The 24,381-nt window shown below is 32.6% G+C and carries 19 protein-coding genes and 1 pseudogene; 6 read left to right on the top strand and 14 right to left on the bottom strand.

Translation table 11 applies throughout. The features are described from left to right. The 6 genes from ACP7AQ_RS14800 to ACP7AQ_RS14775 all read left to right on the top strand — a co-directional run bounded on the left by ACP7AQ_RS14800 (position 1) and on the right by ACP7AQ_RS14775 (position 5,758). Positions 1-708: a 16S rRNA (uracil(1498)-N(3))-methyltransferase gene (locus ACP7AQ_RS14800; protein WP_426096006.1), complete on the top strand. Its 708-nt coding sequence runs from the start codon at positions 1-3 to the stop codon at positions 706-708. An 11-nt stretch (positions 709-719) separates the two neighbouring features. Next, positions 720-1,358, top strand: a complete 639-nt coding sequence (locus ACP7AQ_RS14795; RefSeq protein ID WP_426065098.1) for a DUF4159 domain-containing protein — start codon at positions 720-722, stop codon at positions 1,356-1,358. Positions 1,359-1,891: 533 nt separating this feature from the next. Beyond that, positions 1,892-2,836, top strand: a complete 945-nt coding sequence (locus ACP7AQ_RS14790) for a zinc metalloprotease (RefSeq protein ID WP_426096005.1) — start codon at positions 1,892-1,894, stop codon at positions 2,834-2,836. Between the two features lie 77 nt (positions 2,837-2,913). Then, positions 2,914-4,005: an AI-2E family transporter gene (locus ACP7AQ_RS14785; protein WP_426065096.1), complete on the top strand. Its 1,092-nt coding sequence runs from the start codon at positions 2,914-2,916 to the stop codon at positions 4,003-4,005. A 2-nt stretch (positions 4,006-4,007) separates the two neighbouring features. Further along, on the top strand, positions 4,008-5,189 hold the full coding sequence (locus ACP7AQ_RS14780; protein WP_426096004.1) for a THUMP-like domain-containing protein: 1,182 nt from the start codon (positions 4,008-4,010) through the stop codon (positions 5,187-5,189). A gap of 2 nt (positions 5,190-5,191) precedes the next feature. Beyond that, on the top strand, positions 5,192-5,758 hold the full coding sequence (locus ACP7AQ_RS14775; protein WP_426096003.1) for a hypothetical protein: 567 nt from the start codon (positions 5,192-5,194) through the stop codon (positions 5,756-5,758). A 3-nt stretch (positions 5,759-5,761) separates the two neighbouring features. Here ACP7AQ_RS14775 and ACP7AQ_RS14770 read toward each other — a convergent pair whose 3' ends face one another. The 14 genes and pseudogenes from ACP7AQ_RS14770 to ACP7AQ_RS14705 form a co-directional block, all read right to left on the bottom strand. Next, positions 5,762-6,421: a M15 family metallopeptidase gene (locus ACP7AQ_RS14770; protein ID WP_426096002.1), complete on the bottom strand. Its 660-nt coding sequence runs from the start codon at positions 6,419-6,421 to the stop codon at positions 5,762-5,764. 94 nt (positions 6,422-6,515) lie between these two features. Continuing rightward, positions 6,516-7,643: an efflux RND transporter periplasmic adaptor subunit gene (locus ACP7AQ_RS14765; RefSeq protein WP_426096001.1), complete on the bottom strand. Its 1,128-nt coding sequence runs from the start codon at positions 7,641-7,643 to the stop codon at positions 6,516-6,518. Positions 7,644-7,854: 211 nt separating this feature from the next. Continuing rightward, a complete protein-coding gene (locus ACP7AQ_RS14760; protein WP_426096000.1) occupies positions 7,855-12,195 on the bottom strand; it encodes a CusA/CzcA family heavy metal efflux RND transporter in 4,341 nt (1,446 codons plus the stop codon). Positions 12,196-12,809: 614 nt separating this feature from the next. After that, the gene (locus tag ACP7AQ_RS14755) at positions 12,810-13,199 is read right to left on the bottom strand and encodes a hypothetical protein (protein WP_426065087.1); all 390 of its coding nucleotides are present in this window, start codon (positions 13,197-13,199) and stop codon (positions 12,810-12,812) included. Positions 13,200-14,870: 1,671 nt separating this feature from the next. Continuing rightward, the gene (locus ACP7AQ_RS14750) at positions 14,871-15,461 is read right to left on the bottom strand and encodes a membrane or secreted protein (RefSeq protein WP_426065086.1); all 591 of its coding nucleotides are present in this window, start codon (positions 15,459-15,461) and stop codon (positions 14,871-14,873) included. A 282-nt stretch (positions 15,462-15,743) separates the two neighbouring features. Beyond that, entirely contained in the window at positions 15,744-15,842 is a 99-nt protein-coding gene (locus ACP7AQ_RS14745; RefSeq protein ID WP_426095999.1) for a universal stress protein, read from the bottom strand. 266 nt (positions 15,843-16,108) lie between these two features. Further along, a pseudogene (locus ACP7AQ_RS14740) lies at positions 16,109-16,207 on the bottom strand (heavy metal-binding domain-containing protein); the annotation flags it as partial. A 33-nt stretch (positions 16,208-16,240) separates the two neighbouring features. Next, positions 16,241-16,396, bottom strand: a complete 156-nt coding sequence (locus tag ACP7AQ_RS14735; protein ID WP_426095998.1) for a hypothetical protein — start codon at positions 16,394-16,396, stop codon at positions 16,241-16,243. Between the two features lie 332 nt (positions 16,397-16,728). Continuing rightward, positions 16,729-17,064 carry a four-helix bundle copper-binding protein gene (locus ACP7AQ_RS14730; protein WP_426095997.1) on the bottom strand — a complete coding sequence of 112 codons (336 nt, stop codon included), beginning with the start codon at positions 17,062-17,064 and terminating at the stop codon, positions 16,729-16,731. Positions 17,065-17,438: 374 nt separating this feature from the next. Beyond that, positions 17,439-18,653, bottom strand: coding sequence for an efflux RND transporter periplasmic adaptor subunit (locus tag ACP7AQ_RS14725; protein WP_426095996.1), 1,215 nt, complete (start codon positions 18,651-18,653; stop codon positions 17,439-17,441). After that, positions 18,650-19,903 carry an efflux RND transporter periplasmic adaptor subunit gene (locus tag ACP7AQ_RS14720; protein ID WP_426095995.1) on the bottom strand — a complete coding sequence of 418 codons (1,254 nt, stop codon included), beginning with the start codon at positions 19,901-19,903 and terminating at the stop codon, positions 18,650-18,652. The genes ACP7AQ_RS14725 and ACP7AQ_RS14720 overlap by 4 nt, the downstream gene beginning before the upstream one ends. 2 nt (positions 19,904-19,905) lie before the next feature. Then, the gene (locus ACP7AQ_RS14715; protein ID WP_426095994.1) at positions 19,906-21,159 is read right to left on the bottom strand and encodes a TolC family protein; all 1,254 of its coding nucleotides are present in this window, start codon (positions 21,157-21,159) and stop codon (positions 19,906-19,908) included. Next, positions 21,146-23,083, bottom strand: coding sequence for an efflux RND transporter permease subunit (locus ACP7AQ_RS14710; protein WP_426095993.1), 1,938 nt, complete (start codon positions 23,081-23,083; stop codon positions 21,146-21,148). Before ACP7AQ_RS14710 ends, ACP7AQ_RS14715 begins: the two co-directional genes overlap by 14 nt. Next, positions 23,080-24,378, bottom strand: a complete 1,299-nt coding sequence (locus ACP7AQ_RS14705; protein WP_426095992.1) for an efflux RND transporter permease subunit — start codon at positions 24,376-24,378, stop codon at positions 23,080-23,082. Before ACP7AQ_RS14705 ends, ACP7AQ_RS14710 begins: the two co-directional genes overlap by 4 nt. Between the last annotated feature and the right edge of the window lie 3 nt (positions 24,379-24,381).

Below are 24,381 nucleotides of genomic sequence, written 5' to 3'. Positions count from 1 at the left end.
ATGCAATTATTTTACAATCCAACTATTACGGAATTCACTGAAGTTTTTTCTTTTGATAAAGAAGAAAGTAAACATATCATCAAAGTATTGCGCAAAAAAGATACCGACCTATTATATGTTACCAATGGTTTAGGCTTTTTATTTAAAACTGAAATTACTTTGGCCTCCGACAGTAAATGCACGGTTAAAATTATTTCATTTGAAAAAGCAATTCCATCAAAATTCAAGTTGCATTTGGCTGTTGCGCCAACTAAAATGAATGACCGTTACGAATGGTTTTTAGAGAAAGCAACCGAAATAGGTGTACATGAAATCACACCAATTATCTGTGATCACTCGGAACGAAAAGTTATTAATAACGAACGTTTTGATAAAATTCTATTGACCGCCATGAAGCAATCCAATGAATTATATCTTCCTAAATTGAATCCGGCCACTACCTTTAAAGAATTTATAAAACTTAAAAATGAAGGCGTTAAATTGATTGCTCATTGTGAAGAAACGAATAAAAGAACACTCAAGTCAATTTTGAAACCAAACGAAGATATTACAATTTTAATAGGTCCTGAAGGAGATTTTTCCGAAAAAGAAATTGCATTGGCTCTAGAAAATAATTTTACAGCAGTTTCATTGGGGAACACAAGATTACGTACAGAAACTGCTGCAATAGTTGCCTGTCATAGTGTGGTATTTGTCAATGAGGAATAACTAATTCAATTATGAGGCTACTATTTTATCTTCTGTTTATTCTTTCAACACCCTTGTTTTCACAAGAGATTGCATTGGTGAAATACAGTGGCGGTGGCGACTGGTATGCAAATCCGACATCACTGCCAAACTTAATAAAATATTGTAATGCTCATATCAACACCCGAATAAAAACCAAGCCAGCAACTGTTGAACCGGGAAGTCCTGATTTATTTTCATACCCTTACGTTCACATGACAGGACATGGAAATGTTGTTTTTAATGATGCGGAAGTAAGTAATCTTAAAAACTATTTACTTGGCGGCGGATTTCTCCATATCGACGACAATTATGGTATGGATCAATACATAAAAAAAGAAATAAAAAAAATATTCCCAAACAATAACTTAGTAGAAATTCCTGCCAGTCATGCTATTTTTCAAAAACCGTATTCTTTTCCAAATGGCTTACCCAAAATACATGAGCATGATGGAAAACGACCACAAGCTTTCGGAATTTTTATAGAAAACAAATTAGTTTTGCTTTACACGTACGAATGCGATTTAGGTGACGGTTGGGAGGATCAAGAAGTCAACAATGATCCAATTGAAATTCGTGAAAAAGCACTAAAAATGGGTGCTAATATTATAAATTATATTTTTAATAACTAGCCGTTTTTTTTCAAATTCTTTTCAAAATTATATTGTTTTTTTTGGATTTCATCTTCATTTTTAAACTTCACAATTCATATTCTTTAAAAAACATTACCGCTATTTTTTTTTAAAATAAAATTTAAAAAAACTCTTCACGTAATAATTAATTTACACAATTTCCGGAATTTACCTATATAAATTATATTTATTAGTCAATGACAACGGGTATAATTTGTACGATTTACTTCTAAGCTATAGTAAGTGATAAATTAATTTGTTTTTAAAAAAAATAACGTTTTGTAAACCAATATCACAAAAAGTATCTTAATTTCTTTAATTAAAACTAATGAATAAAACTTTTTAAAATTTAAAACAAAATAAATTATCAGAAAATACTTTGAAATAAATTTTTACAATTTTACGGAAACCCGTAAAATCTGTGGATTACATTTTTTTTTAAAAAAAAATTAAGCAATACTTTTTTTTATAAAAAATTTGTTATAAAATTGTGAAATAATTAACCAAATCTATTAATTTATAACAAATTCATTATGAAAAAAATTTTTTTATCTGCTGCAGCATTTTTAATGCTTTTCTCTTGTCAAAACGATGCGACAGAAGCTACTCCAGAAGCAAGTGCAGTGTCACAACGTGGTTGTGCATCTCAAGAAGTTCTTACTGCTCAAATGAAAGCTGATCCTTCATTAGCTTTAAGGATGAATAAAATTGAAGCTTTTACTGAAAAAGCAATGTTATCTGCTCGTTTAGTAAATGGTAAAGTAGAAATTCCAGTTGTAGTAAATGTATTGTACAGAACTGCTGCGGAAAACATTTCTTTGTCTCAAATCCAATCTCAAATTGACGTATTGAATAAAGATTTCAATGCTTTAAATTCTGATTATAATTCAGTTCCTGCAGCATTTTCAGGAGTAAAAGCAAATGTTGGAATTACATTTGTATTGCAAAATGTAGTGAGAAGATCAACAACTACAACTTCATGGACAACAAATGATGCGATGAAAAAATCAGCACAAGGAATTGCTCCAACTACACCAACAACTGTTTTAAACATGTGGTCTTGTAATCTTGGTGGCGGTATTCTTGGCTACGCACAATTTCCTGGAGGAGCATCTGCTACTGATGGAGTAGTAATGGATAACAATGCTTTTGGAAGTGGAGGTACAGCAGCTGCACCATTTAATTTAGGAAGAACAGCTACTCACGAAGTAGGTCACTGGATGAACTTACGTCACATTTGGGGTGATGCAACTTGTGGAAGCGATTTAGTTTCTGATACACCTACACACAACACATCTAACTACGGTATTCCAGCTTATCCTCATTACAGCACTTGTACTGGTACTCCAGTTGAAATGACAATGAACTATATGGATTACACTGATGATGCAGGAATGTACATGTTCTCTAACGGTCAAAAATCAAGAATGGCTGCTTTATTTGTTTCAGGTGGAGCAAGAGCGAGTTTCGGAATATAATTTTTTTTAGTTTTTTAGAATTTAAAACTCGCTACTTGTTAGCGAGTTTTTTTATATTTACAATCTAAAATAGAAACATGATTACTTCAAAAACCATTTCAAATGGGATTCTTAGAGCATTATTGACACTAACTTTATGTGGTTTAATCTTGTTCTTTTTTTATCAAATTCAATCCGTATTGATATACCTGGTTGTAGCATTTATACTAACATTGATCGGAAATCCTATTTTAGACTTTTTTAAGAAGCGATTGAAGTTTAATCATATTTTCGCAACAATAGCGACTTTGCTTATTTTTATACTAATCATATTCGGGTTTATAATGATGTTTGTTCCTTTGATTTTATCTCAAGGACAAAACCTGTCACTTCTTAACACTGCAGAAATTGAAAAAAACATAATCCGGTTAATCAATCAAATCACTGTGTTTTTAGACAATCACCAAATTGATTCTGCACAGGTTTTAAAAGAAGCTAACATTACCTCTAAAATAAATTTTAATTTCATCCCTAACTTCTTAAATACAATTTTAGGCACAATTAGTAGTTTGGGCATAGGATTAGGATCCGTACTATTTATTACTTTTTTCTTTTTAAAAGACCGACTAATGTTCATTTTAGGAGTAAAAAAACTAATCCCAAACAGCCATGAAGAACAAATATTACATTCTTTGGGAAAAATAAACCGCTTGTTATCGCGTTATTTCATTGGATTATTACTTCAATTATTCATTGTATTTCTATTGTACCTAATTGTATTATTCATTTTTGGAGTTCCAAATGCACTTGTTATAGCATTTTTATGTGCAGTACTAAACATTATCCCATACATTGGCCCACTTATAGCGTCTTTTTTAGCGGCAATTCTAACAATGTTGAGCAATTTAGGGAGTGATTTCCAATCTATAATTTTGCCGACCACCATTTATGTTTTAATTGGTTTTTGGATCGTTCAAATTATCGATAACAATTTATCCCAGCCATTTATTTTTTCTCAAAGCGTAAGCTCACATCCGCTGGAAATATTTCTTGTAATCCTAATTGCAGGTTTCCTTTTTGGAATATTAGGAATGATAGTGGCAGTGCCGCTGTACACAATAATAAAAGTTATGGGTAAAGAATTCTTCCCGGAAAACAAAATTATCATGCTATTAACTAAAGATATTTAATTTTGGATTCAAGGATTTTAAATGCCAAAATACAGGCTTTTATCAATGACAACATTGGAAAAAGTGTATCAAAGTTAGCACTTCGAAAAAATCCCTTTCAAGATTTGGATTGGATTTATGTTTTGAATCAATTAGAAGCTAAAACAAAAGCAAAAGATAAATTGCCCAATTGGTTTGCCACTAAAAATATTATTTATCCAAGTAAAATTTCGATAGAACAAACATCATCCGAAAAAACAGCTTCGTACAAAGCTTCCATAATTTCCGGTGAATCTTTAATCGATTTAACGGGAGGTTTTGGAGTAGACGATTATTATTTTGCAAAAAAAATAAAAAAAGTTGCCCATTGCGAAATTAATCCGATACTTTCTAATCTTGTAAAACATAATTTTGAACAATTAAATGTTACAAATATTACTTGTTATTCAGGAGATAGTTTGGATACTTTAAATACACTAAATACAAAATGGGATTGGATTTATATTGATCCTTCCAGACGAAATGATGCCAAAGGAAAAGTATTCATGCTGAAGGATTGTTTACCAAATGTTCCTGAAAATCTTGATTTTTATTTTAAAAACTCAGATGCCGTTCTTTTAAAAACTGCACCACTTCTTGATCTTACCGCGGGTTTATCCGAATTGAAACACGTCACAACTATTCACATCGTAGCTTTAGAAAATGAAGTAAAAGAATTAGTTTGGGAATTGCAGAAAGATTATTTTGGAAATGTAAACATCAAAACCGTTAATATTTTAAAAGATAAAATGGAAACATTTCATTTTATTTTAAATGATAATTCTACATTACCAAACTTTAGTTTACCTCAAAAATACCTTTACGAGCCCAATAACTCCATCATGAAATCAGGTGGATTTGATGAAGTAGGTCTTTTTTTTAACTTAAATAAACTACACAAACATTCCCACTTATACACTTGCAAAGATCTTATACCGTTCCCAGGACGCATTTTTGAAATTCAGAATACATTTGCTTATAATAAATCGGAAATGAAAACTTTTTTAGAAAAAACACAAGCGAACATAACCACCCGAAATTTCCCGGACAGTGTTGAAATTATTCGAAAAAAATGGAAAATAAAAGACGGTGGAAATGTATATTGTTTTTTCACAACCGACGTAAATAATCATAAAATTGTTATAATTTGCACCAAAATATCATAAAAATGAAACATCTGATTGCAGTGACTTTCTTTCTTGTCAGCTTTAATTTATTCGCTCAAAAACCATGTGATTACAGCGCTAATGTAAATGATTCTATCGGGACTTATAAATCAACCAAAGAATACATGATTAGCGAGAAGAATTTTGCGGGGAATTCGAGTTATATTTTTTATTCTTTGGCATTAACAGACGGCTTACCAACATTGACCGTTCAGAGTATTAATAAAAGTAAAGGCTTTTTGAAAGCCAATTGTTTTGATAAAAATTCTAAATTATTTTTACAGTTAAACAATGGAAAAATAATTACGCTAATTCATATCGATCAAGAAAATTGCGGCACCATGATACGCGATGAAAAAGGATTTGATAATAGAGTTAATTCCGGAATTTTTATGTTTATGAAGGACAGTTTTGAAGAATTAAAAAACTCGCCCGTATTCATGATGCGAATTAAATATTTGACTGATACAGAAGATTACGTCTTCAAAAAAGAGTTCAAATCTGAATTAACAAGCGAAATTTACTTTCCCGAAAACTATTTCATTGACAACTTAAAATGTATTGAATAAAAACTATTTGCAATCCCATTTAACATTTGAAACCTTATCATTCAAACCGGATTTTAAATTGTAATGCCACCATTCTGAATCGAAAGAATTAAATCCACTGCTAGTCATAATGGTTTTCAATAATAATCTGTTTTGTTTTACTGCTGCTGAAACATTTGGATAATTGTGACTTGCTTCTATTCCAAAAAAATCGAAATCTGTTCCCATCGGCAATTCTTTTTCCTTACTGTTAACTAGCGTAATATCCACCGCTCCGCCTCTATTGTGAATGGAAGCTTTGGCCGGATTGGCAACATATTTTGGGTTAGAGACTATTTTCCACATTTTTTTTTGAATATCCAAAGGGCGATAACAATCAAAAATTTTGATTTTATAACCATTTTTGATGAATTTCATATTGGCTTCCAAGAGTGCTTTTACGGTTTTTAAACGTAAAAAACATTCGGCGCAATCGTACACTTTTGCTTTTAAAAAATTATCATTTGTGGCATACTTCATATCATAGACAAAATCTTCGCTGTACTCTTTTAAATTTACAAATGCAGTATCATTGATAATTGGAGCACTTTTTTCTTGTCCATCAGAAATGATGATTTGTGCTTTACAGGAAAAAACACAAAAAAGAAAACAAAGTAATACAAGAGATTTAAAATAAGAAGTCATAACTGTTATTTTTTAATAAAAATAGAATAATAAAAGGGATTTCAAATTATATGTTTAATCAAAAAGTTGCATTTGTAACTGGAATCCAGCATTTTTATTCTTCTACATTTTTCATTTTCATTAAGAGTGAATATGAACCTTTAATCACAACAGTAGCCTCATTCAAATCTTCTGAAATAATTTCAGTAAATTCATTTTCTGTAATTCCTATTGTAACTTCTTTCATTTCAAATTGTCTGTTTTTCTTGGCTATAAAAACAAAATTCTTGTTTTCATAATTCACAATAGCATCAGATGGCAATACATTTGACTGCTGACTTTTTAATTCAATTTCAGCATTCATATACATTCCAGGTAAAAGCGCTTTGTCGAAGTTTGTAAAATGGCAATGCATTTCAGTGCTTCTGTTTTCGGAAAAATCTTTACCGATTAGAATAATTTTGCAATAATATTTTTTCTCCGGATTGGTATTGGTGTAAGCGATCACCGATTGGCCAATAGCCAGTTTATCGATGTCTTTTTCAAAAACGGTCAATGCCAAATGAATATCAGATGGATTAACAATCTCAAATAACACATCACTGGGGTTTACATATTTGCCAATATTCACATTTACTTTCGATACATAACCGCTTATTGGCGAATAAATATTGATACTTTTTGAAATGTTCTTTGTAGAAACATTATTTGGATTTATGCCTGCAAATTTTAATTTCTCTCCATACGATTGCACCATTACCGATAGTGAGTTGTATTCTGATTGTGCTTGTTGATACACTTTGTCACTGCTGGCTTTGCTTTGGTTAAGTTCTCTTTGTCTTTCAAATTCGGCTTTTGCGTACCCTATTTTCGCTTTCGCCAAAAGGTAATCTTCCTGCAGTTGAATGTATTGTTGGTCTTCTACAACACACAAAACCTGTCCTTTGATTACATACATTCCCTCTAAAAGTTTGGTATATTTTAAATAACCTCCCATCGGCACACTTATGGAGACTAAATTTTGGGGCGGAACATCTATTTTACCATTTAATTTTAAGGTAGATGAAACTTCTTTTTGCTCCATTTTCCCTGTTACAATACCTGCATTTTTTATTTGTGCATCAGTAAGAGTTGTTGTGTTTTCGATAGTTGGAGTGGCTTCCGTTTCGCTTTCCGTTTTCTTTTCTCCACATGCAAAAACGCATACTATTGCCAGTATTGTAAAGATTGTATTTTTAATCATGATAGTATTTTTATTTTGGTGTTTGTAAATTTGACATTTCATTATATATATCTTGAAAATTAATATTTGGCTTAAAAATAATAACGCGAAAATGCAAAGTTTGAACCATACACTTTTCCCACACTGATGGTTTGCACCATATGCAACTTAGCAAAGGTTTTATTTTCTAAAACTATCAAAGGTTCAGTCAATATTTGTTTTAAATTCATCATTAATTAGAAAGATAATTAAGTTCAACAACGCTTACATTCAATTTTTTAACCGCTTCAATGTAATCTCTTTGAATCTCTGTGCTTTGATTAATAAGCATTACCCATTCCAGATAATTAATATCACCATTGAAAAATTTATCATTAGCAGCTTTAGTTACCAAATCCGCATTTTTCAACGCCTGACTTTCATAATAAGCGATAGTTTCTTTGTGTTTTTTATATTCCTGGACTAATTCCTGATAATGATTTTGAAATTTAAGTTTTTCATTATTTAACTTGTTTTCAGCTATTTGAGTGTTTATCTCTAAAGCCTTTTTCCTATTATTTATCGCTGTATTGAATAGCGGAAATGCCACTCCAAATTGTCCGTAAACACCATTATAACTTTCTTGAAACTCCGCATTTGTTTTGAAAGTTTGCCAATAAACACCACCGATTAATTCAGGTAATTTTTTAGATTTTTCAAGTGAAACTTCCGCTTTGCTGCTATTTACTTCTTGTTCAAATATTTTTATAGTGGGTTGATTGCCAATGGCATTTTTATCTAAATTTTCGGTAAAATACATTTTGAATTTTTCTGAGACTGGGATAAAGTCTTTGTCAGAATTAAGCAGATACTTGAATTGCGATTGCACTATTTTATAATCACTTTGTAATCCCAAAAGCTGAATTTTTATTTGTCCGGATTGGTTTTCAGCGGTTGCTTTTTCTAATATGTTGCTTTCGCCTTTGTCAAAACGAAGCGCTGAGATCCTTAAAAATTCCGAAAATATACTATCGCTTTTTAGCAACAACTTTTCCTTCTCTCTTAGATACATCATTTCGTAAAACACGACGGTTACCTGTCTGGTCAGTTCCTTTCTTTGCAAAGCTTCGTTCCATTGCCCTTTTTTAGCTTCTTCTATTAAAAGTTGTTGTTGCCTTTTGTAAACGGTTGGAAATTTTATGTTTTGCGAAATACCAATTTTCATATCATTTGCATTGCTGTTAAACTGACCGTATTCGCCAATAATTCCCGTGTTGGAAATATCATAGCCTGTTTTGGTCATTTTTTGCAAGTATTCTGAATTTAGTTTTTCGTTTTTAATTTTGATATTATTTGAAAGAGCCGTTTCAATCGCTTTCTCAATTGAAATTTTTTCCTGAGAAGCCGCATTTTGAAAAGAAAAAAACAATCCCACAACTATGATTGTTGTAATTGATTTTATCTTTTTTGGTTGTAATTTAATTCCTTTTTCAAACATGATATATAAAATTGGTAAAACAAATAAAGTTAAGAACGTCGCAACCAACAGACCTCCAATTACGACAGTTGCCAAAGGTTTTTGCACTTCTGCACCAGAACCATTGCTTAATGCCATCGGTAAAAAACCTAATGATGCTACAAATGCAGTCATTAGAACAGGACGTAATCGTATTCTAGTTCCTTGTAAAACAATTGCTTTTAAATCAGTTTCTCCAGATTTTCGAATGCTATTGAATTCTGCAATCAACACCAGACCATTCAGAACCGCTACACCAAATAAGGCTATAAAACCAACTCCGGCACTGATGCTAAACGGCATTCCCCGCATCGCTAAAAAGAAAATACCACCAATTGCCGAAAGTGGAATTGCCGAATAAATCAACAGCCCTTGTCTTACGGAATTGAATGCAAAATAAAGCAAAATAAATATTAATAGTAATGAAACCGGAACCGCAATCATCAAACGGTTTTTGGCTTCGTTTAAATTTTCAAAAGCACCTCCATAAGTTGCATAGTAACCCGCAGGAAATTTAATTTGAGTTTCAACTTTACCTTGCAGTTCTTTTACAATACTTTGCACATCACGTCCCCGAACATTAAAACCAACTACAATTCTACGTTTGGCATCTTCTCTTTGTATCTGATTTGGGCCTTCAGTAATTTCAACTTTTGCCAATTGAGATAAAGGAATTTGCGAACCCGTGGACGTTGGTATTAATAAATTTTGAACATCTGCCAAATCCTGCCGTTTGTCGCCTATTAAACGAACTACTAAATCAAATCGTTTTTCGCCCTCGTAAACAACTCCTGTGCTTTGTCCTGCAAATGCGGTATTTACAATTCGATTAATATCTTCAATATTTAAACCATATTGTGCAATGGAAGCTCTGTTGTAGTCAATTACTACTTGTGGCATTCCGGTAACGGTTTCTACATAAAGGTCGGAAGTTCCTTCAACTGTATTTACAATTTTACCTAATTTATTGGCGTATAAAGCCAATGTATCTAAGTTTTCTCCAAATATTTTACAGACTACATCTTGCCTTGCACCAGTCATCAATTCATTAAAACGCATTTGAACCGGATATTGAAAACCGAAGGAAACCCCAGGAACAGCTTCCAATTCCTTTGCCATTTTTTCTGATAGTTCATCAAAAGTTGTGGCAGAAGTCCATTCGCTTTTGTTCTTTAAAATGATCATCATATCGCTTGCATCAATGGGCATAGGGTCAGTTGGCACTTCGCTACTTCCTGTTTTGCCTACAATTTTCTCTACTTCGGGAAATTTTTCTATTAGTATTTTTGCACCTTGTGAAATGGCAGTCATTGAAGTTTGCAAATTACTTCCCGGCAAAACCCTTGTTTCTACAGCAAAATCACCTTCTTCTAACGAAGGCATAAATTCGCCACCCATAAACGAAAGTGTAATTAGTGCTAAAACAAATAATCCTAATGTTACAGCAATAATTGTTTTTGGGATCCCCAATGCTTTATTTAGAAGTGGTTGATAGAAATTTTCTAATTTCTCCATCATTCGATCTGAAAAAGTTTTTTTATGCGATATTTTTTTGTCTAAAAATAAAGCAGTCATCATCGGAACATAAGTCAGCGACAAAATAAATGCACCAAACAGAGCAAATGCAATGGTTTGTGCCATTGGTAAAAACATTTTTCCTTCGATACCGCGCAACGTAAAAATGGGAATATACACGATCAATATAATCAACTCTCCAAAAACGGATACATTACGCATTTTTATTGCCGTTTTTAATACGGTTTTGTCCATTTCTTGTTGTGAAATTTGAGCAGTTTTCCTGCTGTGCAAACTAAACAAACACGCTTCAACAATAATAACGGCACCATCCACAATCAATCCAAAATCTAATGCTCCTAAACTCATAAGATTACCGCTCACCCCAAATATGTTCATCAATATAACTGCTATCAACATAGCCAAAGGAATAACTGACGCCACAATTAATCCTGCTCGTATGTTTCCTAAAAAGAAAATAAGAACAAAGAGAACGATTAATGCACCTTCTAATAAATTTTTTTCGACCGTCGAAATAGAATTATTCACCATTTTAGTGCGGTCTAGAAAAGGTTCCAGAATGACGCCTTCGGGTAATGTTTTTTCGATTTGTGTAATACGATCCTTAATGTTTTTAATAACCACATTACTATTGGCTCCTTTTAACATCATTACTACTGCACCCGAAACTTCACCCGATTGCACACCTTTTTTATTAAAAGTCATTGCCCCGTAACGAATAGCACTACCAATACGAACATCAGCGACATCACGAATGAATAAGGGGCTTCCGTTACTAGTGTTTTTAATGGAAATCTCTTTTATATTTTCGATAGTGTTAATTAATCCTTCACTGCGGATGTATAAAACTTTAGGCCCTTTTTCAATATAAGCACCACCTGTATTTTGATTGTTTTTTTCTAAAGCCGTAAAAACATCTGTAATAGTGATATTATAGGATTGCAATTTATTGGGATCAATCGCTATTTCAAATTGTTTCAATTTCCCACCAAAACTGCTCACTTCCGCCACGCCTTCAACGCTCAATAACTGCCGGCGCACAATCCAATCCTGAATGGTTCTTAACTCGGTTATATCGTATTTTTTTTCGAAACCGGGCTTCGTTCGTACAGCATATTGATAAATTTCACCTAGTCCTGTTGTCACCGGTGCAAGAACTGGATTTCCAATACCGTTAGGAATTTGGTCTTTAACAGCACTTAATCGTTCTGTTACTTGCTGTCTTGCCCAGTACACATCGGTTGCATCGTTAAAAACAATGGTAACCACTGATAAACCAAAACGAGAAAAACTACGAATTTCTTTCAGTCCGGGAATATTACTGTTGGCTTGTTCTATTGGAAAAGTAATCAGTCGTTCAATATCGGTCGCACCCAGTGATGGTGCTGAAGTAATTACCTGAACTTGATTATCTGTAATATCAGGAACGGCATCAATTGGTAATTTGGTAAATTGATAACTCCCATATCCGATGAGCGCAAAAATAAATAGTCCAATAATGAGTTTGTTTTTGATTGAAAACTCAATAATTTTATCTAGCATAATTTGTTATATTGATGAATGTTCACTACTTATTTTGAATACTGGCCTTTTAATTTTATTGTAATTGTGATGGTTCCCTTTTTATTATTTTTGAAAAACGAACCGTGTTTAAAAAAACTGGATTTGTTGCTTTTGTTTTATAAAAAAATTCAAAAATAACCGAGCCGTTAGTTTTTTATTTGTAATCGTTTTTCCTTTTATATTCAGTACCTAAAAACTAATATTGTTTTCTCTTGCGACCATTACAATTTTGTAGTTGCCGTAATTTTATATTATTCTAACGTGTGGCGTTTTGATATTAGTAATAGTTACTTGAGTGTGCGAAATTGGTGTTAATACAATTAACAAAAATATGTCTTTTGCGATTGATTCAATTGTTTTGCTTTTTTATGTTGTAGTGTTAAAAATAATTGAGTATGTCTTTGACTTTCCTAAAAAGTTAATTAATAGTTTATATGACTAAAAAACGATTGACATATTAACTCGTAAAAACGATTCTTATTTTACAATGAAATTGACGTAAAGAAACATTTACCAAAGGTATAAAGCAAAGTACTTTTCAATACTCAATAAAAAATATTTAAAGTATTGTTAACCAATCATTTAAAATTAATTTAACTCAATTTGGGAGGAAGCCAGATGCATAAAAAAACATCGGAATTGTAAAATTCTGGACGAAACGGAACAGTACTATTTACAGAAATAGTATTTGGTTTGCGAAATGAAAACTCGATTATGGTTTCAAAAGCAAGGACATTATTAACTGATTGGTTAATTGTCTTAAAAGGTAAGTTTTGATGATTGTCTTCTTCCTGATCAGAATGATGTTGCGTATCATTGTAATGAATAGCTATGAAATCAAGTAATGAAATATTCTGGCTACTGTAATCTTTTTGATGATCTGAAAAGTGTTGTAATAAGTTGGGTAATTTCAATAATTGTCCCATCTCTGTGTTAGCACACAAAAAAACAAAAAGGAATAATATGGCAATTATTTTTTTCAAGATTGTAAAAGTAATAAATTTTATTGATTGCCTATAATTTGTAAAATAAATATTGCGGGAATCCTAATATGCCGAAACTGTGAGCTATTTTTGATGCTAGCGAAGCAATTTTGCTGACTTTTAGATTATACTATTTTCTGTCGAAGAATGAACATATATATATTATACTTCGTTATTTCATATTAAGCAAATTTTAATCGATTATGAATAAGAATATTTTTTCTTTAAAATGTAATCCGAAGCTGCCAATACTAGATAATTTGGCTTGCTTTTTTTTAAAGATCGGTGAAATATTAATAGGAATGGTGATGGTTAAATGGAGGGAATGAAAAAGTGATAAAACTGTACTGGTTTGATGACATAAATCATTCCTGTAGCATGATGTATCTTTTTTAAGGAAATAAAAAAATTAAAAATTGATGGTTGCGTCTTTAAACAGACCGTAAATTCACACTAAATTATTAAATTAGAGTGATTTATTAATTAACTGGAAGGGTTTTAGTGATATGAATTTTTGAGTATATGTATTTGGTTCAATGTAAAAACCTAAACGACAATTAAGAAAAAATCAAAATAATATTGTGAGCTCTTCAATCACACTGAGTGTAAACACTTTGTAACTACCAAAATCAAGTTTGCAATCATTACCGTAATGATGTCCATGCTGATACATACTTCCTATGGGAATTTAGAAAAAAAAACATAAACAGGTTGAATAGAACCATTCGTAACAAAAGGAATAAGAAAATAGCGAGCATTTACAATTAATGGATGGAACTCGTAAATTGTTACAATAGGAATTGGGAGAAAAATACAGTCAGCCATTATATAGCTGTACAGAGAAACAACTTGCTTATGGTAAAAACACATTTACAATATAATGCGTAATTTATCACAGTAGTAACGGTAAAGTTGATAGTCCACGAGTAGCAACATTGCAATCTGAGCCAGCAAATTTTACTGAACCTCAACATTCGTCATTTTATTCAAATCAAGGACGAATACAACTCATAAAAAAGGCGTGAAAGGAACTGCAATAAAAGCTATGGAAAACACTGTGAGCTAAAAAGAAATCCTTTTCTATACGAATGTAAATTCTCTTAAAAATTCAGATAAAATGATGGAATACCACGAGCAGAACAATTCAAATGATGATAATCGAAAGGCTTTAAAAAGTAATGGAGAATGTTTCAATTCAGAAAAGCAATTGTAAACATGTTTTGAACGGATTTATTAACCAATTTTGCTTTCTCATAAATGAGATTCATAGCGCTTTTGGGACATTTTTCCGGTTTAGTGACATGAATTTCAGGATGCATTTAACAAGTGTTGGTTACAGACTGTGTCTGTCGAATATCCGTTTTTTTGAAAATTCTCCTTTCATTTCTATTTTCTGCATAACCATGGCAAATTAAAGCGAGTATAAATGCTAATGCTACTACTATTCTCGTCTCTATAATCCTAAATTTCGCATTAATCATTTTCTTTTTCTAAAATTGTTTGTTCCTACAAAGAATACTATAAGAATAATTAGTATAAAAACCCACCAAAACATGTGCATTCCCATGAAAGAGTATTCACCCATGTGCATTTCTCCGTTGCCGTTTTCCAACATAATTCTATAGTATTAAGGTTAAATAAATTATTAATGATGTGCTGATCTTTTTCCTTTTACTGTTTTTTATCCATTCTTTTCATTTTATTCATGTCCATTTTTTCTTTTTTCATTTTGTCCATCATTTTCATCATTTTCTCATTTCCCATCATTTCCTTGCACATTTCAGACATCATCGCGTCATCTCCTTGTGATGATTCTACCAAATTTGACATCATACTTTTCATCATTTCTGGATTATCTTTCATCCCTTGCATCATTTCTGACATCATACTTTTCATCATTTCTGGATTTTCTTTCACCATTACCATCATTTTAGCATGATTTTCTTTAATCATCTCCGGATTCTTCATCATCATCTCTGACATCATACTTTTCATCATTTCCGGATTTTCCTTCATCATTCCCATCATTTTCGCATGACTATCTTTCATCATTTCCTTTTCCTTCTCCTGCATCATCATCATCCCGCTTTTGCTATTCATAAGTACCCCCATCATCTCTTTTGACATACTTTCATTATTAGCAATCTCATTCATAATTTCCATTCTCTTATCTGATTTTGAGAGAACCTGGTTGGTTGACTGGCAGGAATATAAAAGACCAATAAAACCAATCGTTAATGCAACTTTTTGTACTGTTTTCATGATATTAAATTTATTTGTTAAACATTTTAACTATATGTAGGTCTGCATTTTACAGCAAAAAAACATTGTTGAATTTTTAAAAAAAATATAATCACTTTCTTTTATCAGTCAATATTGTTCAATAAAAAAAGGATAGACTGAAACGAATTTAATTTTCTATTTAAGGAATTTAATTCCTTACTTTTAATGTTGTCGCTGTTTCATATTATTTACGTAAAATCTCCATAGAAAACTGTGCATGTAATGCCCCCGTTTGGAAAACCAAGCTAAGCAGAAAGCCTGTTACGGCTCAAAACCTCGAGAACCAACGATAATCAAATCAATATCAAACCTTTCAGCTGCTTTGAGTATTGCACTTTTTGGAGAGCCATCAATAACCATTATATTCAAATTAAAACTGGATTTTTATTACGCAAAAATTTAGCTGCATTTTTAGTAATTTTCTCTCTGACTCTAAAAGCGTTGCGATCAACTTCAGCATATTATTTACGTGGAACTCCCATTTGCCTACGAATATTTTTTTTTAACACTCTGCCATAAACAGAAACAATACCCACTCCGGCTTTGGGTGAAAATGGTTTGTTGGCAATTTCATTAATCTCTGTTTTACTATATTTTGAAGCGTCGAATTGCTTACAGAATTTCTATTCTTTTTCCTCCACTAAATTCATTCCGCATTTGGAACATTTTCCGGGTTTGTCCGATGTAACTTCTGGGTGCATCGGGCAGGTATACGTTTTTTGAGTTTCCATTTTTTTACTATAATGTTGTTTATATTTTTATTCTTTCAACACATTAATATGTTTGTTGATTCCAATCATTTTGCGTGATTGAATTTTTTTATCTGTCATCTCATCAATCATTTCAGGATGATTCATAATCGATTTACGCATTTTAGTCATCGTCGTACTATTTGTTTTAGATCCTACCGCCATTTCGGTTATCAATTCCTTATATCATACCTGGATTATGCTTCCTCATTTTCATGGTATTTTAATGATTTGTCATCATTCTTTTTTCTTTATTACTGTTCATCATTGGTTGCATCACATCGTTAGACGTATCGCAATCGTTTGCAATAGTATTCATAGTCGACTTTTTATTATCTGACTTTCAAAGAATTTGATTAACCTCAATTTTGGATTGGCAAGAACTAAATAAATAATTAATATGCTTTTATATACTGTTTTCGGAGTATGTAATTTTATTGTTTGAAAACTCTTAAATAATTCCTCTAAACGAAACTTAATCGAGGAGATTTGAATACTTACATTTTACTCATGTTACCGCATTCAACAGCACATTTTCTACAAGCTTCCGCACAATTTTTGCAATGCTCCATGTGTGCATGTTTTTCACATTCGTCGGCGCAAGCAGTACAAATTTCGGCGCATAATTTGCAGATTTTTTCCGCAAATTCACTACCACTTGCCATAGCCTGCATTGCAAATAAACAAATAGCTGCACAATCATGATCTAGTTTTATGCAACGCGCTAGCATTTTTACGTCTTGCTCATTTAAGCATTCACTTTCGCAATGCGAACATTCTACTGCACATTCTGAACATGCATCGATACACTCTTTAAATTTTTGATGACTCATCTTTTTTACTTTTAAATCGCAAATTAATTTTCGCTATTTAAAGGTAGCTTTTTAACTTGAAAAAATATTGTGAAATTCTAAAAATAATTATATAATTAACACATTATTAAACGTGTAACTTTTTTTTTTAAAATCGTGGTTTAAAAAAAAGACACTTGTCTTTTAGAACAAATATTCGTTATTTAGATTTAAAATTTGAGTTTTTTAATAATATAACGTGGCCCCAAAACGAATATCCCTATCACTACCATAGTGTGTAGTGATTCCATTCGGTTTTTTGCATACTACGATTGTATTAAGTACTTTTTGAGTCATTACCTCTAGTACTGAAACAGTTGTTACGTTATTTTTTGTGATATGGAATTCAGCTAATGTTACATTTCCATTCCCGCCATAGGGTCACTTCCTTTACGAAATTTGTATTCACTATTTATGGCGTACGCCCCGGTAATCACCACTTTTTTGGTTGGATCCATTTCTGATTTAATTTCAATCATCCCATTAATTTCCAATCCAGTTTCAACCATAAGGCTTTCAAATACTCCTGGTCTTTTTTCAATCCAGATGTACGAAGCATTTTCTTCTCTTATGACAGCATCACTGGGTATAAATACGCCTCTTATATTGGATTGTGTCAATCTTGCAATTGCCTGCATTCCGGGTTTTAACAGCAAATTTTGATTGGGTATTTCCATTCGAATTAAAAGCAGTCTGGTATCTGGATTTATTTCAGGATTGATGAACGAGATTTTTGCTCTTATTGTTTTCTCAGGAAAATCAGTAAATGAAACTGTGGCGTTTTGTCCAAGTTGCATGCTTTTTGCATAATTTATATTCACCTGTGTTTCGAGCCAAAGACTATTTAAATTTGCCAATTTAATTATACTAGCGCCCTCCATTGCATAACTGCCTTCTGTTGCTATTATCTCTGAAATAGTTCCACTGCTATTACTATAAAAAACAGTGTACGGAGAAATTTCTTTACTCGATTTTATAGTCTCAATTTGGGCATTGGATAAACCAAAGAATAATAGTTTTTGTTTGGCAGCAATAAGCATCGTACGTGCATTTTTTCCAAAATCACCCGGCATGGTAAGTTGTTTGTATGCTGTGAAGTAATCTTGTTTAGCAATAGCAATATCTTCACTGTACAATTGATATACTGGTTCGTTTTTAGCAACATAATCTCCCACTGTTTTGAAGTATAATTTTTCAATTCGCCCCATTGCTCTGGCAGAAATGGTATTAATTTTCTCTTGATTCATTGTTAAAACTCCTGTATAATTTTGCTCTAAACTGCTTTGAGTTGTTGCAATAGTTTGCGTGGTGATGTTCCCCAATTGCAGTTGCTGTTTACTCAAGCTTATCTCATTTGCAGCTGTGTCGTCACTGTTTATAGGAGTTAAATCCATATGGCAAATGGGACATTTCCCTGGTTTATCTTCCTTTACTTGAGGATCCATAGAGCAAGTGTAAAAAGTAGTTTCTTTACTTTTATGTGCGCTATGGTCTTCTTTTTTTTTGGTATTGCAAGCTGTAAATACGGTAAGTAGTAGTGATAGCATGCCTATTATTTTTATCGTTTTCATAATTTTTCGGTTTTAATAAAGCTTTCGCTATCAATTAAATATTGTGCGTTTTTAGCGAGGGTATCTTCAACGGAAATTCCACTTATAATTTGAATAAAATCATCTATTTCAATTCCTGCTTTTATTGCGGTCGCTTTAAAGCCATTGTTCATTTTTATAAAAACGATTTTCTTGCTGCCAATACTAACCAATGCTTGTTTTTGCAACCAAACGGCTTTTGTGGGATTCGTTTTTATAATGCCTTGCAATCGCAGACCTATGGGAAATTTTAGTTTATTGTTGTTGAAGTATACCCTAATTCTATTGGATTTATCTGCTGGATTAAATTGAGTTTCAATAAAATTTATTTGTGCATCGATGAATTCATTTTTATCAAATTCTGTCGTAATTTTGATAGACTGATTGATTTTAATTAGACTATTGTACCCTTGGCTAACATTAAAGATGCCCCATACTTTATCGGTATTTACTAATTTAAAAACAACTTCTCCTTTTTTTATGTAATTACCTTCCTTTATGTTTAATATTTCGGTATTGTTACTTGCACTTTGCATCGACGAATTGCTTGTATTATCCATTTTTTCTGTTCCTTGAACAATTCCAGAGGCTGGACTGTAAATTGAAACTCGAGGATTTACTTTTTTGGAAGAAAACAATGAATTTATCTGACTTACGGTCATTCCGAAAAGCAATAATTTTTGCTTTGAGGCTTTAATAATTGAGGTATTATCGGAATCATTGGAAATTAAATAAATAAAATTTTGCTGTTCTGTTAATAATTCAGGGCTGTATAAATCAAATAACTTCTGTCCTCTAGCTACTTTTTGGTACTTGTAATTGACATACATTTTTTCTATTCTTCCACTGATTCGAGCAGCAATATTTATGGAGGAGTTTGGATCGTATGACACTATTCCGGGTAAGTTTATCTCGCTGCTTAATGTCGTGTCTTTGGCTGTTGTAGTTTGATAATCCCCGACGATAAAATTATCAGTAGGTTTTAAAAAATTATCAATAGAATTGTCTTCCCTAGCCTGGATTTCTGTTATTTTTTTTACCAAAGTCATTCCGCAAATAGGACAGTTTCCCGGTTTATCTCTAATGATTTGAGGGTGCATCGAACAAGTATAAACCTCGTTTTGATGTTCCAATTCCGAATGACTGTCTGATTTTATTGCAAAGAAATAGACAACAAATACTACACTAGAAATTACGATTAAAATTAAACCATATTTTAAATATTTATTCATAATTATTTGATTTCTAGTTGTTTTTCGATTTCTACTTGTGTGCTTAAAATATTTTGTAATTTATCCAGAAGATCAATTTGGGCCATATTTAATGCTTCCCAAGCATCCAAAACTACAAACAGATCTCCCGTATTATTCTGCCACGACAATATTGCCGTATCATAATTTCGTTTTAAGGCAGGAATGATATTTTTTTCAGCAATTTCATATTGTTTTTTTAGGTTTATCAGTTCGGTATTCATTCCCGAAATCATTCCTGCTGCTTCATTCAAAATCATTTGCTTTTGCCAGTTAAGACCTTCATTCTTGATTTTAAAACTGTTGATATTGGCTTCATTCATTTTTGTTGACCAAGGCATCGGAATAGTAATCATTCCCATCAAAGTGAATTGTTTTGGTTGTTCTCCAAAGGCAAACATATGGTCGTATTTAACACCAAATTCCGGTAATAATTTTGCTTTCTCGGTTTCAATTTTTAATTGATTTAATACCATTGTTTTTTCAATAGCTTTAACATCACTTCGGTTTTGAGAAAGTGAAATTGTATCTGCTTTTATGGCATCAAAATCATTTAATTTATAGGTTTCATCTATTTCAAACGAAGTGTTTTTATCTCTAGCCATCAATGTATTCAGCATAATTCGCTTCTGGGAAATATCGTTTTGTAACATTACAATCATACTTTCTAATGCACCGTATTGCGATTTTGCTTTGTAATAAGTTGGCAATTTATCCATATTATACTGATAGCGTATTTCCATACTTTTTATCATATATCCTAAGAGCAATAAATTATCATCCGCTATTTTTATTTTTTTATTTAAAACCAGCCATTGGTAATAATTTGTTTTTGCCAGTGCCTTTAATTGATTAATTGTATACTCTTTATTTTCTTTTTCAACAGATGACATGGCGTTCATGTAATTGAAATCAGACTTAAGTTTTCTGGCATTCGGGATCATTTGTGTAACACCCACCATGTAAGATCCCATGCCCGGAGACATTTCACTTGCTTTCCACATTTTGGTATTGTAAGGCGCCATAAAAAAACCCGTTTCCACTTGTGGTGCCATCCAACTTTTGGCGCCTTTTGCAGCAGCATCCATACTTTGAATATCAGCATCATACATTTTTAGTTGTGGATTATTTGTTCTGATATTCGTCAAAACAGCATCCAACGAAAGTGTTTGCGCCACCATATTAGCAGTACTTAAAATCAAACAGCTTATTGCGATATAATATTTATTCTTTAACATCTATAAGTTCTATTTTACCTTTTGTTTTTAATTCTCGGAGTTTCACCATCTCAAAAACTATAGGGGTTACTAATAATACATAAATTGTTGAGGTAATTGTACCCCCAATGAGTGGAACCGTAATTGGCAGCATCACATCGGCACCGGTTCCTGTTGCCCAAAGAATAGGGATTAATCCAAATAACGAAACGGAAACGGTCATCAATTTTGGTCGCAATCTTTTGGCTGAACCGTCAATAATGTACTGTTTCAAAATTGCTTCTGTAATTGTTGCGGAACTGTTCCCGTGTTTTTCTACCATTTTATTCATTGCTTCATTCAAATAAATAGTCATTAACATTGCGGTTTCGATTGCCATTCCAAACAATGCTATAAAACCAACTGCAACGGCTACTGATAAATTTATTCCATAAAAATAGACCATAAAAATCCCACCAATTAAAGCAAACGGTACGGTTATCATTGTAATTAGTGCTTCTTTCATGGAACGATAGGTAAAGTACAGGATAAGAAAAATAATGATGACAACTACAGGTAAAATCAGACGTAATGTTTTATTGGCTCTGATTTGGTTTTCCCACTGTCCGCTCCACTCCACATAATAACCTTTTGGCATTTTAGTGATCATTGCATTCAATTTTTCTTGTGCTTCTTTTACTGTACTTCCTAGATCACGATCTCGTACATTAAACAGCACACTGCCTCGTAGCATTGCATTTTCGCTATTTATCATTGGAGGACCATCGCTTATTTTTACGTCGGCAACTGCTTCCAATGGAATGGGACCAAACTCCATTGTTTGCACTTGGAGTTTTTTTAATGCCTCAATACTATTTCTGTATTCTTGAGCATATCTGGCATTTACAGAGAATCGTTGTCGTCCTTCAATGGTTGTAGTAAGTTTCATGCCACCAATAGAAGCTTCTACTACGTTATTTATATCATCTATTGTAAGTCCGTATCTGCCGATAGCCTCTCTTTTCGCTTCGATATCGATGTACTTTCCGCCAGTAATCGGTTCCGCATATAAATCTTTTACGCCAGAAGTACCTTCAAGGGCTTTTTTGATTTTTTGAGATAAAACATTAATAGTGTCTAAACTTGCTCCGTAAATCTTTATTCCTACATCGGTTCTAATACCAGTAGCTAGCATATTAATCCGGTTAATGATGGGCTGTGTAAAACCATTCGTAACTCCTGGAATTTGAAGTTTATTATTTATTTCATTAACAATATCAGCTTTGTTTTTGTCTTCTCTCCATTCGTGTTGCGGTTTTAGCAAAACAATCGTTTCAATCATGCTTATGGGACTGTTATCGGTTGCTGTGTTGGCGCGTCCGGCTTTACCTAAAACATGAGCCACTTCGGGTATCGATTTTATCAATTTGTCCTGCACTTGTAAAATTCTTTTAACCTCAGAATTGGATACATCTGGCAACGTTACAGGCATAAAAAGCACGGAACCTTCATCTAAAGGCGGCATAAATTCGGTCCCTAAACGGGTAAACATTAAAACGCCAATCAGCAGCGCAATTATATTAATACCTAATACTGTTTTCCTCCATTTTAAGCAAAAAATCAAAATTGGCGTGTAAATACTCTCCAGTTTTTTGTTAATTGGATTTTTGTTTTCTGGACGAAGTTTGCCTTTAAGCAGAAAACTAATTAGAACTGGAGTTAGGGTAATGGCCAAAAAAGCATCGACTATAAGTATAAATGATTTTGTATAAGCCAATGGGCTGAACAATTTACCCTCCATACCCGTGAGAAGAAATACAGGTAAAAAGGAAGCGATCACAATAAGTGTTGAATAAAAGACACCTGGACCAACTAATTTTGAAGATTTTTCTATAAGTTGTAACTTTTCTTCAGAAGATAAGGGGTCGTGTTCTTTCTTGAATATATTTTTTATTTTATCTATCATTTTATTTCCGAATTATTCTGATTGCTCTCCATTTCTTCCTGTTTCTCCGAAATTGTCCTATAGGCATTTTCCACCATTACAATTCCGTCATCGACGACAACACCAATAGCTAATGCAATCCCAGTTAATGACATTATATTAGATGATATTCCAAAGGCTTCGAGCAAAATAAAGCCAATAGCCACCGATATAGGCAATTGTATTAAGATAATTAAAGCACTTCGCCAATGAAAAAGAAAAAGTAGTATAACAATTGAAACGACAATCATTTCTTCTATTAAAGTTCCTTTAACCGATGCGATAGCTTTTTCAATCAATTCACTTCGGTCATAAGACGTTTTAAAAGAAACACCTTCAGGCAATCCTTTTTCAACCTCTTTCATTTTTAATTTAACCGCTTTTATCACTTCATCTGCATTTTCACCATAACGCATGACTACAATTCCTCCTACAACTTCACCTGTTCCATTTTCGTCAAAAATTCCCAAGCGCAAATTGCCACCCATCTGTATCGAACCAATGTCTTTTACTTTTACAGGAACGGAATTATAATTTTTAACAGCAATGTCCTCCACATCTTTTATGTTTTTTATGTAACCCAAACCTCTCACTATGTAAGACATGTTACTCATCTCAAATTTTCGACCACCAACATCATTGTTGTTAGCTTTCACCGCATTCATCACTTCCATCATGCTCACATTGTAGTACTGCATTTTCAGTGGATCTAACACTAATTGGTACTGTTTTTCAAAACCCCCAAATGACGCTACTTCAGCTACTCCGGGAACAGTTTGTAATGCAAATTTTACGTACCAATCTTGCAAGGCTCTTTGTTCTCCCAAGTCCATACCGTTAGTTTCTAAATGATACCAAAAAATATGTCCCACTCCAGTTCCATCTGGTCCTAATGTAGGCACTACGTTTTGAGGCAACAATCGTTGGGCATAATTTAATCTTTCCAACACTCGAGTTCTTGCCCAATATATATCGACATCATCTTCAAAGATGATGTATACGAAACTCATCCCAAACATAGAGGAGGCACGAATATTTTTGATTTTTGGAATTCCTTGTAAGTTGGAGACCAATGGATAAGTAACTTGATCCTCGATGACCTGTGGACTTCTTCCCATCCATTCGGTAAATACAATAACTTGATTCTCTGATAAATCAGGAATGGCATCAATAGGGTTTTGTTGTACGTTATAAATACCCCAAGCGAGTAAGCAAGCTGAGACGAGTAAGACTACAAATCTGTTTTTTAGTGAAAATGAGATTAATTTTTCTACCATAAT

Origin of the sequence: Flavobacterium sp. DSR2-3-3 (assembly GCF_049896585.1) — a bacterium.
GTDB lineage: Bacteria > Bacteroidota > Bacteroidia > Flavobacteriales > Flavobacteriaceae > Flavobacterium.
Note: the sequence above shows the minus strand (reverse complement) of the source record. Positions and strands in the feature narration are given on the sequence as shown.